At 65.9% G+C, this 11,918-nt stretch carries 7 protein-coding genes; 2 read left to right on the forward strand and 5 right to left on the reverse strand.

The window, feature by feature from the left end; translation table 11 throughout:
• Positions 1–56: 56 nt before the first annotated feature.
• The 3 genes from ACTIEF_RS11455 to ACTIEF_RS11465 form a co-directional block, all read right to left on the reverse strand.
• Positions 57–1,841: an IlvD/Edd family dehydratase gene (locus ACTIEF_RS11455; protein WP_439472271.1), complete on the reverse strand. Its 1,785-nt coding sequence runs from the start codon at positions 1,839–1,841 to the stop codon at positions 57–59.
• Between the two features lie 5 nt (positions 1,842–1,846).
• The gene (locus tag ACTIEF_RS11460) at positions 1,847–2,593 is read right to left on the reverse strand and encodes an SDR family NAD(P)-dependent oxidoreductase (protein ID WP_439472272.1); all 747 of its coding nucleotides are present in this window, start codon (positions 2,591–2,593) and stop codon (positions 1,847–1,849) included.
• A gap of 106 nt (positions 2,594–2,699) precedes the next feature.
• Positions 2,700–3,470: an IclR family transcriptional regulator gene (locus tag ACTIEF_RS11465; protein ID WP_439472273.1), complete on the reverse strand. Its 771-nt coding sequence runs from the start codon at positions 3,468–3,470 to the stop codon at positions 2,700–2,702.
• Positions 3,471–3,587: 117 nt separating this feature from the next.
• Between ACTIEF_RS11465 and ACTIEF_RS11470 the strand changes: the two genes are divergently transcribed.
• Entirely contained in the window at positions 3,588–5,162 is a 1,575-nt protein-coding gene (locus ACTIEF_RS11470) for a sodium/sugar symporter (protein WP_439472274.1), read from the forward strand.
• 79 nt (positions 5,163–5,241) lie between these two features.
• Here ACTIEF_RS11470 and ACTIEF_RS11475 read toward each other — a convergent pair whose 3' ends face one another.
• Both ACTIEF_RS11475 and ACTIEF_RS11480 read right to left on the reverse strand, forming a co-directional pair.
• Positions 5,242–7,218 (reverse strand): glycoside hydrolase family 97 protein, encoded by a 1,977-nt coding sequence (locus ACTIEF_RS11475; protein ID WP_439472275.1) that lies wholly within the window; start codon positions 7,216–7,218, stop codon positions 5,242–5,244.
• A 29-nt stretch (positions 7,219–7,247) separates the two neighbouring features.
• Positions 7,248–8,762 (reverse strand): tryptophan halogenase family protein, encoded by a 1,515-nt coding sequence (locus ACTIEF_RS11480; protein ID WP_439472276.1) that lies wholly within the window; start codon positions 8,760–8,762, stop codon positions 7,248–7,250.
• 329 nt (positions 8,763–9,091) lie between these two features.
• Between ACTIEF_RS11480 and ACTIEF_RS11485 the strand changes: the two genes are divergently transcribed.
• Positions 9,092–11,908 (forward strand): TonB-dependent receptor, encoded by a 2,817-nt coding sequence (locus tag ACTIEF_RS11485; RefSeq protein WP_439472277.1) that lies wholly within the window; start codon positions 9,092–9,094, stop codon positions 11,906–11,908.
• Positions 11,909–11,918: the final 10 nt, after the last annotated feature.

An 11,918-nucleotide genomic window follows, 5' to 3' on the forward strand; every position in this document is an offset into this window, starting at 1 on the left:
CCCATGTCATCCCGGATCGCGCTGCGCGCGTCCGGGATGACAGGAGGTGTGGAGCCTCAGTGGTTGTCCCGGGCTTCGCCGAACTTGTCGATGATGCGGTGGTACTTCACCGCCGGCTCCAGCACCGCGCCGGTCTCCAGTTCGCCGACCATGCCGCGCTGGATCTCCTGCCACGGGGTCTGGGACGCCGGATATTTGTAGCCGCCGTCGGCCTCGAACGCGGCGCGGCGCTCGGCCAGTTCAGCGTCCGAAATCAGGATGTCCGCGCGGCCGGTGTTCAGGTCTATGCGCAGGCGGTCGCCGGTGCGGATCAGGGCGATATTGCCGCCGGTCGCTGCTTCCGGAGAGGCGTTCAGGATTGAGGGCGAACCCGAGGTGCCGGACTGGCGACCATCACCGATGCAGGCAAGCGCCGTGATGCCCTTTTTGATCAGGTATGCGGGCGGGCGCATGTTCACGACCTCGGCCGCGCCCGGATAACCGACCGGGCCCGCGCCGCGCATGACCAGCAGGGTCTGTTCGGTGATGCCCAGCGCCGGATCGTCGATGCGGTGGTGATAGTCCTCCGGCCCGTCGAACACGACGACCGGGCCTTCGAAGGCGTTCAGGTCGTCGGGGTTGGACAGGTAGCGGTCGCGGAACTCGGGGCTGATGACGCTGAGCTTCATCACGGCCGTCGAGAACAGGCTGCCCGACAGCACCATGAAGCCCGCACGGGTCTTCATCGGGTTGTCGAAGGGGCGGATGACGTCGGGCAGGTCCGAGACCTTGCCGCGGCAGTTCTCGCCCATGGTCTTGCCGTTGGCGGTCATGGCGCCTTCGGCGATCAGGCCCTGTTCGATCAGGGCGCCGACCACGGCGGGCACGCCGCCCGCATGGAAATAGTCCTCGCCCAGATACTCGCCGGCGGGCTGCAGGTTGACCAGCAGGGGCACGTCCAGCCCCTCGTCCTGCCAGGCCTTCAGAGGCACATCGACGCCCGCGTGGCGGGCCAGGGCGGTCAGGTGGATCGGGGCGTTGGTCGAGCCGCCGATGGCCGAGTTGACCACGATCGCGTTATGGAAGGCCTCGCGCGTGAGAATGTCCGACGGCTTCAGGTCCTCGCGGACCATGTCCACGATCCGCTTGCCGGTCTCATAGGCGACCTGCGCCCGCTCGCGGTACGGCGCCGGAATGGCCGCCGAGCCGGGCAGGGACATGCCCAGCGCCTCGGCCAGCGAGTTCATCGTTGTGGCCGTGCCCATGGTGTTGCAGTAGCCGACCGACGGCGCCGACGAGGCCACCAGTTCGATGAAGCCGTCATAGTCGATCTCGCCGGCGGCCATCATCTGACGGGCCTTCCAGATGATCGTGCCCGAGCCGGTGCGCTCGCCCTTGTGCCAGCCGTTCAGCATCGGCCCCACCGACAGGGCGATGGCCGGGATATCGACGGTCGCCGCCGCCATCAGACAGGCTGGGGTCGTCTTGTCGCAGCCGATGGTCAGGACCACGCCATCCAGCGGATAGCCGTACAGGCTCTCGACCAGACCGAGGTAGGCCAGGTTGCGGTCTAGGCCGGCGGTCGGGCGCTTGCCGGTCTCCTGGATCGGATGGACCGGGAACTCCATGGCGATGCCGCCCGCCTCGCGGATGCCTTCACGCAGGCGCTCGGCCAGCACCAGATGGTGGCGGTTGCAGGGGCTGAGGTCCGAGCCCGTCTGGGCGATGCCGATGATCGGCTTGTCCGACTGCAGTTCCTGACGGGTCAGGCCGTAGTTCAGGTAGCGCTCCAGATAGAGCGCGGTCATGTCGGGGTTTTCCGGGTTGTTGAACCAGGCGCGCGAGCGAAGCGGCTTCGTCATCTCAGTCAGTTCCAGCCGCCGTCGACGACATAGTGTTGGTTGGTGATCGCCGAGGCGTCGTCGGAGGACAGGAAGACCACGACGCGGGCGATGTCGTCGGGGACCAGCGGCCGTTTGATGCACTGGTTGGCGTAGATTTCCTTCTCGGTCTCCGGAGTGACCCAGAGCTCGAGCTGGCGCTCCGTCATGATCCAGCCGGGGGCGACGGCGTTCACCCGCACGCCATGCTCGCCGAAGTCGCGCGCCAGCGACCGGGTCAGGCCCAGCACGGCGGACTTGGAGGCGGTATAGGCGGGCATGCCGCCCTGGCCGATGATCCAGGAGCAGGAGCCCAGGTTGACGATCGAGCCCTTCTTCGAGGCGATCATGTCGGGCAGCACGGCCTGCGAGGCGAAGAACTGGTGCTTGAGGTTCACAGCCATGCGGCCGTCCCAGTACTCTTCCGTCACCTCGAGGGTGGCGTGGCGCTCGTCGTGGGCGGCGTTGTTGATCAGGGTGCTGATCGGGCCGAAGCGGGCGCGGACCTGTTCGATGGCGGCCTTCAGGCCCGCGACATCGGTCACGTCGCAGCGGACGAACTCGACCGCCGGGGCCAGGGCTTCGGCCAGCGCTTCGCCGCGTGCGACGTCGAGATCCAGGACGCCGACGCGCGCGCCCTGCGCTACGAAGGCGCGCGTGATCGCTTCGCCGATGCCGCCCGCGCCGCCGGTCACAATGACCGTCGCGTACTCAAGGTCCGGATAGATCGCCATATCACTCCCGCCGCCCCGAGGGGCTGAAGCCAAGATTTTATTCTTGGCTTGATTTTTGTGCGTGAAAAATGACGCCGGGGGAGGGCTTCGTCAACGTCATAAGAGGTCAGGCGGCTGAATGTCCCATCTCGTTGGAGATCGCCGCCGCCGCGCGCTGCAACTGCTCGACGGAATCCGCCATGGAGCCGACCGCGGGCATGCGCTCGATATAGGGGGTGATTAGCGTGGCCAGGATGCCCTCGGCGCCCATGATCGGCGCGACCAGATCGGTGACGCCCTTCACGAAGTCACTGGGACGTTCGGCGTGGCCCTCGGCGGAAGCGGCCTCGGCGGCGGCGATATAGTCGGCGATGCGCTTCTTGCCGTGGCGGGCCGTCAGGATGTCGCGCAGGTGCGCCTGGGTCCGCTCGCTGGCGAAACCGTAGAACAGCAGACCCGAGGTCGCCTCAACGATGCTGCGGCGATAGCCGATGCGCACCGAATAGCCGAGATCGCCGGGCGCCTCGATGCGGGCCACCACCACGATCTGGTCGTCCGAGCGGACCACCAGATGGCAGGACTGCACCGTCGTCTCCGCCAGTTCGCGCATATGGGGCAGGGCGGCCTCGACCAGATCCTTGGCCGGACCGTGGGCGATGCCGAGGGTGAACAGGCGGTTGGTGAGTCGGTAGCCGGACGAGGTCGGCTCGATATAGCCGCGGAACTCCAGCACCTGAATCATGCGGAACAGTTCGCTGACCGACCGGCCCAGCATGGCCGACATCTGCGACGGGGTTAGCGGCGCGCCGTGTTGCGACAGCAGTTCGAGGACATCCAACCCCTTTTCCAGCGCGGGAGCGCGGTACTTACGGCCGTCGTCGTCAACATTGTCCAGCATGGAATCCCCCTCAGGCGTCAAAGTCATGTATTATCACCTGTAAAAGCGATTGCCGATTGTGAAAATTGGACCTAGCGTCCGCGCACTGAGCCGAAGACGGCCGGGGGAAACGATACCATGACGCTGGCGCCAATCGACCTGATCCTGCTCGCCGCCTATGCGGTGTTCATCTTCGCACTGGCCCAATGGGTGTCGCGCGACAAGGGCGGGGCCCAGAAGAACTCAACCGACTACTTCCTGGCCTCCAAGGCCCTGCCGTGGTGGGCCATCGGCGCCTCCCTGATCGCGGCCAATATCTCGGCCGAGCAGATCATCGGCATGTCGGGGTCCGGCTATCTGATCGGTCTGGCCATCGCCTCCTATGAGTGGATGGCGGCCCTGACCCTGCTGATTGTGGGCAAGTGGTTCCTGCCGATCTTCCTCGCCAACAACATCTACACCATGCCCCAGTTCCTGGAGCAGCGGTACGGCACGACGATCCGCAACGTCATGGCGGGCTTCTGGCTGGTGCTCTACGTCTTCGTGAACGTGACCTCGATCCTGTGGCTGGGCTCCATCGCCGTGACCACGGTGACGGGCATGGACCAGATGTGGGCCATCGTCGCCATCGGCGTCTTCGCCCTGGCTTACCAGCTGTGGGGCGGTCTGAAGGCCGTGGCCCTGACGGACATCGTGCAGGTCACTCTGCTGGTCGCCGGCGGCCTGATCATCGGCTTCATCGCGCTGAGCCAGATCGGTGGCGACGCGGGCGTGCTGGGCGGGTTCAGCCGTCTGACCACCGAGTTCCCCGAGAAGTTCGACATGATCCTCTCGCCCGACAGCCCCTACTTCAAGGATCTGCCCGGCATCTCGGTGCTCATCGGCGGCATGTGGATCATGAATCTCAGCTACTGGGGCTTCAACCAGTACATCATTCAACGGGCGCTGGCGGCCAAGTCGGTGCAGGAGGCCCAGAAGGGCATCGCCTTCGCCGCCTATCTGAAGCTGTTGATGCCGGTGATCGTGGTCCTGCCGGGCATGGCCGCCCTGATCCTGGCCCCCGGCCTGCCCAAGCCCGATCAGGCCTATCCGACGATGATGAACCTCCTGCCGATCGGGCTGAAGGGCATCGTCTTCGCCGCCCTGATGGCCGCCGTCGTCGCCTCGCTGGCGTCCAAGATCAACTCCATCGCCACAATCTTCACGCTCGACCTCTACGCCAAGGCCAACAAGGGCGCGTCCGAGAAGCAACTGGTCACGGTTGGCCGTATCGCCGCCGTGGTCGCCATGGTCATCGGCGTCATCGCCGCCCGCCCGCTGCTGGGCGGGTTCGAGCAGGGCTTCCAGTACATTCAGGAGTTCACCGGCTTCTTCACCCCCGGCATCGTGGTGATCTTCATGCTGGGCATGTTCTGGCCCAAGGCCTCGCAGGCCGGCGCCTTGACCGGGGCCGTGTTGTCGGTGGTGCTGTCGGGGGTCTTCTGGTGGCTGCAGTCGACCGGAGCCTTCACCATGCCGTTCATGAACCGCGTGGGTGTGGTCTTCATCGCCTCGCTGCTGGCGGCGATCATCGTCTCCTTCATCGTCCCGCAGAAAGAGACCACCCTGCCGATCAGCTTCGCGGGCGTCAGCTACAAGACGACCATGGGCTTCAACATCGCGGCCCTGGGCGTGATCGCCTTCCTGATCGCGGTCTATTCGATCTGGTGGTGACCGCCGCCGTCTGAGCCAAAGGAAAGCCCCGATCGTCGCAAGACGGCCGGGGCTTTTGCTTTCTGGGCGGAAGTCGCGATCAGCGCGCGGTCAGTCTGACCGCCGCCCCGCCGCTGCCTTTCAGCTCGAGGATCAACACGTCGGTCGAGGTCACCGGACGGTCGCCGATCTCAACGTCCGTGGGCGCCGCGCCGTCCGTATAGCTGGTGGCGGTGAATCGGCCCCGGCCGAGGAAGTCCAGCGGCACGCTGACCGTCCGGCCCTGCTCATTGGTCATGGCCCCGACGTACCAGTCGCGTCCGCTGCGACGCGCCATCACGACCGACTGGCCGATGCCGCCCGACAGGAAACGGGTCTCGTCCCACACCGTCGGAACCTGCGAGATGAAGGCCATCTCCGGCTGACCCGCATAGGCGTCGGGCGTGTCGGCGACCACGGCCAGCGGGCTGTCATAGACGACGAACATCGCCAGCTGGTGCGCGCGGGTGGTCATGACGGTCGGCAGCAGGAAGCGATGCTGGAACGTCTCCGGCGTCACATTGCGGAAGCCGCCGGGCGTATAGTCGATCGGGCCGACCAGCATGCGGGTGTAGGGCAGGGTGACGTTGTGCGTCGCCGTCGCCCGGCTGGACCACTTGTTGTACTCGGCGCCCAGCACGCCTTCCTGCGTCAGGAAGTTCGGATAGGTCCGCGCCAGCCCTGTCGGGTGGAAGGCCCCGTGCAGGTTGACCAGCAGCCGGTGCTCTGCGGCCTGGCCCAGCAGGCGGTGGAACCAGTTGACCATCGGCTGGTCGTCGCAGTCCATGAAGTCGACCTTGATCCCGGCCACGCCCCAGGCCTGATAATGGTCCAGCGCGTCATCGAACTGGGCGTCCAGCGCCTTCCAGTTCAGCCACAGCAGGACGCCGACGCCCCGCGCGCGGCCGTAGGCGACCAGTTCCGGAATATCGATTTCGGGCACGGTCCGGGTGACGTCCACGCCGGGACGAACCACGCCGCCACCGCCCGCGCCGCGATACCAGCCCTCATCGACCATGATGTAGTGCAGGCCGTTGGCGGCGGCGAAGTCGATGAAGGCCTTGAAGGTCGCGGTGTTCATGCCGGAGTTCGGCACGCTTTCGATCAGGCCGCCGTTCCACCAGTCCCAGGCCGATTTGCCGGGCTTCACCCAAGACGCGTCAAAGTCCGGCGCGGGGCTCAGGTCTGTGACCAGCGTCGACTCGATCAGGTCGCCGGCGCTGTCGCCGACCATGATCACCCGCCACGGCGTGGTCAGGGGCGAGCCGACGCGGGTGCGCGCGACCAGCGTCGGCGCGTCCGGATGCGGAGCCAGCTTGGCCTGAACGCCCAGCTCGCCATCGCCGCGCCCGGCCAGATACAGGGCCGGATAGTCATGCAGGTCCGCCTCCGCCAGGGCGAAGGCCGGGCCGTTCGGGGCGGTCTCGCAGACCAGAGGGGCGTCATAGGCGTTGTGATCGCGCAGGCGCGAGGCGGCGATGGGGTCGAACTCGCCTTCGTGGGCGCTGTTGAACCGCCCGAGGTTCAGTCCCCAGCAGGTGTAGTCGGCGGGGAAGGCGAACTGGGTGTTCTCGGTCTTCAGCCCCACGGCCTCCAGACCGCCATCCGTCGGCACGACGTAGCGCAGGGCCACACCGTCGTCGTAGGCGCGGAAGATCAGGCGCATGGCGCGGGCCGGGCGACCGGCGGTCGGCGCCTCGGTCAGGTCGACGCTCATTTCGCGCCACGGATGGTCGATGCGGGAAGCCTTGCCGATCAGGTCGTAGGCGTCCCGGCCTTCGCGCATGGTGGAGTTCGTCACTGTCATCCCGCGACCGAGTTCGCCGCCGATGTCGAGATCGAGCGTCAGCGGCGAGGGCGAGAGGATCGCCTGACCCTCGCGCACGACCGAATAGACCGGCGTGCCGTCGGCCTGCTGGTCGAAGACGATCCGCAGGCGGCCGTCCGGTGACGCCAGCGCCCGCTCCTCCGCCATAGCCGGACCGGCGAACAGAAGGCCCAGCGCCGAACCGGCGATCAGGAGGCGACGAAGGGACATGCGGAAACTCCGGGTCAATCGAGACCAGATCAGGGAAGATTGGGGGCCTTGCAGAACCGGTCGATGAACTGCTGGTGCGTCGGCATGGCCTGCACGGCGTTGCCGATGACCTCGCGCATCCGGCCCAGCTTCATTTCCAGTTCGTCCAGCGGCATTTGGTCGGCCATGGGGTCGTGGCCAGTCGGGGTGATCCCCTGACCCATCATCACGGCGACCCAGCTGGTGAAGGCGAACAGGTCTTCCTGCTTGCCAGAGATGCGGGCGCGGCTGCGGAACAGCTCCACCCGCGCCTTCAGGCTGTCCGGAATGTCCATCGCCGCGACGTGCCGCCAGAAGGCCGAGTCGTCCCGCTGGGTCGCGTGGTAGTGCAGGATCACGAAGTCACGGGCGTGCTCGTACTCTTCCTGGATGATCTGGTTGTACCGATCGATGTCGGCCTGATCGAAGTTCCGATCCGGGAAGAATGACATCAGTGTCGTCACGCCCGTCTGCACCAGATGGATGCTGGTCGATTCCAGCGGCTCGATGAAGCCGGAGGCCAGACCCAGGCAGATGACGTTCTTGTTCCACGCCTTCTTCCGGCGACCGGTGACGAAGCGCAGCATCCGCGGCTCCGCCAGCGCCTTGCCGTCCAGATTCTGCAGCAGGCGTTCGCGGGCAGTGTCCTCGTTGGTGAAGCTGCTGCAGAAGACGTGGCCGTTGCCGGTCCGGTGCTGCAGCTGGATCCGCCACTGCCAGCCGGCCTCGTGGGCGGTGGAGCGGGTATAAAGTGTCGGGGCGCCGACGGCCTCGCACGGCACGGCGAAGGCGCGGTCCATCGGCAGCCATTCCGACCAGTCCTCGTAGCCGGTCTTAAGCGCCTGTTCGATCAGCAGGCCGCGGAAGCCCGAGCAGTCGATGAACAGGTCGCCCTCCATCCGCGAGCCGTCGTCCAGCTTCAGCGCCTCGACGAAGCCGGTCTCACTGTTCAGCTCAACGTCCACGATCTTGCGCTCGTGGCGACGGACGCCGCGCGCCATGGCGATCTCGCGCAGGAAGCCGCCGTACAGGCTGGCGTCGAAGTGGAAGGCGTAGGCCATGCGCGACAGGACGTTGCGCGGGTCGGTGGCCGGGCGGATGAACTTGCCCGCCTTCATCGCCGCCGTGGTCAGCGAATAGTCCTCGAGACCATGCCCCCCGCGCGCGTCGCGCAGGCGCAGCCAGTGATGATGGAAGTCGACGCCTTCCAGATCGGCGCCGTAGATGCCGAACGGGTGCACATATTCATGGCCCAGCCTGCCCCAGTTCCTGAATTGGATGCCCAGCTTGAAGGTCGCCTGGGTGCGCCGGATAAACTCGTCCTCGTCGATGCCGAGCTGACGGTTCAGGGCGAGCAGGGGAGGGATGGTGGCTTCACCGACCCCGACGGTCCCGATCTCCGGCGATTCGACCAGGTCGATCTCGCAGTAGCCCGGCGTCAGGCTCTTCGCGATCACCGTGGCGGCCATCCAGCCCGCGGTCCCACCGCCGACGATGACGATTCTTCTCAGTCGATTGTCCGACATTCCCCGTCCCTCATTTCCTCCCGGCCCTTCAGGGCTCTTGGTTCATATTTGATAGCAAATTTACCGGTGAGAAGCACATTTTCTGCCGCCCTCTGATGGTAGCGCTATCAGAAAACGGTTTTCTTTCCCTGAAACTTGTTGCATCCTTGAAATGCAGACAGGTCCCGCGAACCACGTTCGCCGACTTGTGGCTGCGGGAGGTAACCCTTCGTCAGGCGCCCATAGAGCGTCGTTGGAGGGCACAAACGGGGAGGAACCTGATGTCTCGATCGACTGGCGAGCGGCGGCTCGCGCTTCTGTGCGGCGTATCCATTCTGTCGCTCGGAGCGATGGCCCTTCCTACTCTGGCGATGGCGCAGGCGGTTCCCGCCCAGCAGCCCCAGACGGATCAGGACTCGACCGAGGACACCTCCGACCTGGGGGAAGTCGTCGTCACCGGCATTCGCGCCAGCCTGGCCTCGGCGCAGTCGATCAAGCAGAATTCCGAGCAGTTCGTCGACTCCATCACCGCAGTGGACATCGGCCGTCTGCCCGACGTGAACGTCGCCGAAGCGCTGCAGCGCGTGTCGGGCGTGCAGATCACCCGCAACTACGGCGAAGGCTCGGGCATCGCGATCCGCGGCCTGACCAACGTGCGTTCCGAGCTGAACGGCCGGGACATCTTCTCCGCATCGGGCGGCCGCGGCTTGAGCTGGGAAGAGGTCGGCGCCGACCTGCTGTCCGGCGTGGACGTCTACAAGAACCCGTCCGCCGAAATGATCGAAGGCGGTCTGGGCGGCACCATCAACCTGCGCACCCGCCTGCCGTTCGATGCGCGCGGTCGCGTGGTCTCGGCCAGCGTCTCGGGCACCCACTACGATCTGGCCAACGACACCGGCTCCTCGGCGTCCTTCCTGGTCAGCGACCGTTGGAATACCTCGGTGGGCGAGTTCGGCGCCATGCTGAACGTCTCGTACGGCGAAACCGCCTTCCGTCAGGATCTGGCGGTGGTCGAGCCCTATCTGGTTCGCAACGACGTGCCCGGCTTCCTGGGACAGGAAGTCGCCCTGCCGAACGGCGGCGGCTTCAAGGTCGGCTTCGGCGACCGTGAGCGCTTCAGCGCCGCCCTGGCCCTGCAATGGCGGCCGAGCGACAATGTCGAGTTCTACCTGCAGGCCCTGCGCACGGACTATGCCTTCCGTGACAACGGCATTTCGTTCTTCGCCTACGGCGGCAACGGCACGCCGCTGGATCTGGCTCCGGGCGCGACCTTCACCGTCGAGGACGGCATCGCCACCTCGGGCGCCTTCATCAACCCGGGCGTGGACGCAGTCACCTTCTCGACCGGCCGCGAGACCGACACCACCGACATCTCGATCGGCGGCAAGTGGCAGGTCAACGATCGCCTGAAAGTCAGCGCCGACCTGCAGTACATCGATTCCAACGTCTATCAGGAGACGATGAATCTCACGGCCAGCGTTCTGACGAACACCTCGGGGGCTCAGGACAACGGCGTGCCGATGTTCCCCGGCAACTACATCTTCAACTTCGACACGACGTCCGACATCCCGTCGTTCGGAGCGACCGGCAACTACTACGCCGACATCAACAACTACGGCCTCACCGCCGTCCTGCCGTACCGCGAGTTGAACGACGCCGACAGCTGGGCTGGCCGGGCCGACCTGCAGTGGGACTTCGATGAAGGCGGCGTGCTGCGCGACTTCCGCGCCGGCGTTCGCGCCACTGACCGCTCGGCGATCAACCGTTCGACCACCTACGGCACCTGGACCGCGGTCGGCTCGACCTGCGCCAACTGGTCGGGACCGTGGGGCTGCTATCGCCTGAGCGACTTCCCGGATCAGGCCACCCGTTCGCCCTACACCAACTCGTTGCTGGGCGGCGACGGCTCCAATGTGTTCGGCGACGTCTGGATGTGGGGCCTGAACCAGGTCCGCAATCCGCAGGCCGTGTTCGACATGCTCGGCCAAGCGCCGATCAACCAGACCGTCGGCTTCCGTGACTTCGACGATCCTGCGGCCCAGACCTCCAACATTTCGGAGCAGACCCTGGCCGCCTACGGCGTGCTGCGCTTCGGCGCCACCTCGTTCGGCTTCGACTGGGATGGTAATTTCGGCGTCCGCGTCGTGCAGACCAAGTCGGCCTCGGACGGCTTCCAGACGATCAACTATCGCGATCCGGCCTTCGTGCCGACGCCGGGCGGCCCAGGCGCGCCGACGCTGACGATCGTCACCCCGATCGTGGGCGAGCAGGACTACACCGAGGTCCTGCCCAGCCTGAACCTGCGTCTGCACCTGTCGCCGGAACTGCAGCTGCGCTTCGCCGCCTCGCGGAACATGGCGCGGCCGGACTTCGGCCAGCTGAACGCGACCTTCTCGATCAGCCCGTCCTATACCACGGGCGATCCCTCGCCGGTGCCGGCGCCGGGCGTCCCGGGCACCGGTACGGCCACCGGCAACCCGAACCTGAAGCCGCAGATGGTCAACGCCTTCGACGCGTCGATCGAGTGGTATTTCTCGCGGGTCGGCTTCGTCTACGCGACGGTGTTCCGCAAGGACATCGAGGACCTGTTCTTCACCGAGACCTTCCTCGAGACCTACAACCTGCCGGGCATTGGCGACGTCGACTTCAACATACAGCGCCTGAACAACGTGGATGAGGGCAAGCTGCAAGGCTTCGAAATCGGCGGGCAGCGCTTCTTCGACTTCCTGCCGGCCCCGTGGGATGGCTTCGGGGTGCAGGCCAACTACACCTTCATCGACTCCAACGCCTCGACCATCGCCGCCAACGCCCAGACGGGTGGGGCCGCGATCAGCGTGCCGATCCAGGGGCTGTCGGAGAACAGCTACAACCTCGTCCTGCTGTACGAGAAGTACGGGTTCAACGCGCGTCTCGCCTACAACTGGCGCGATGACTATCTGACAACCACCCAGGGCGTCGGCACCGGCCAACTGCCGATCTTCGGCGCGGCCTATGGCGTGCTGGACGGGTCGATCACCTACGACATCAACGAGCAGGTCGCGATCACCTTCGATGCGCAGAACATCCTGAACCAGGAGTTCCAGACGTATCAGATCACTGAGAACCGCTACCGCGACTATCAGGTCGATGACCGTCGCTTCAGCCTGCGGATGCGTTTCCGCTACTGATAGCGTAACC

Origin of the sequence: Brevundimonas sp., from assembly GCF_051858995.1 — a bacterium.
In the GTDB taxonomy this organism is placed as follows: Bacteria; Pseudomonadota; Alphaproteobacteria; order Caulobacterales; family Caulobacteraceae; genus Brevundimonas.

What these genes read in the sequence shown, in the direction of transcription:
- ACTIEF_RS11455 (WP_439472271.1), bottom strand. Translation starts at nt 1,841, where the DNA reads ATGACGAAGCCGCTTCGCTCGCGCGCCTGGTTCAACAACCCGGAAAAC.
- ACTIEF_RS11460 (WP_439472272.1), bottom strand. Translation starts at nt 2,593, where the DNA reads ATGGCGATCTATCCGGACCTTGAGTACGCGACGGTCATTGTGACCGGC.
- ACTIEF_RS11465 (WP_439472273.1), bottom strand. Translation starts at nt 3,470, where the DNA reads ATGCTGGACAATGTTGACGACGACGGCCGTAAGTACCGCGCTCCCGCG.
- ACTIEF_RS11470 (WP_439472274.1), top strand. Translation starts at nt 3,588, where the DNA reads ATGACGCTGGCGCCAATCGACCTGATCCTGCTCGCCGCCTATGCGGTG.
- ACTIEF_RS11475 (WP_439472275.1), bottom strand. Translation starts at nt 7,218, where the DNA reads ATGTCCCTTCGTCGCCTCCTGATCGCCGGTTCGGCGCTGGGCCTTCTG.
- ACTIEF_RS11480 (WP_439472276.1), bottom strand. Translation starts at nt 8,762, where the DNA reads ATGTCGGACAATCGACTGAGAAGAATCGTCATCGTCGGCGGTGGGACC.
- ACTIEF_RS11485 (WP_439472277.1), top strand. Translation starts at nt 9,092, where the DNA reads ATGGCCCTTCCTACTCTGGCGATGGCGCAGGCGGTTCCCGCCCAGCAG.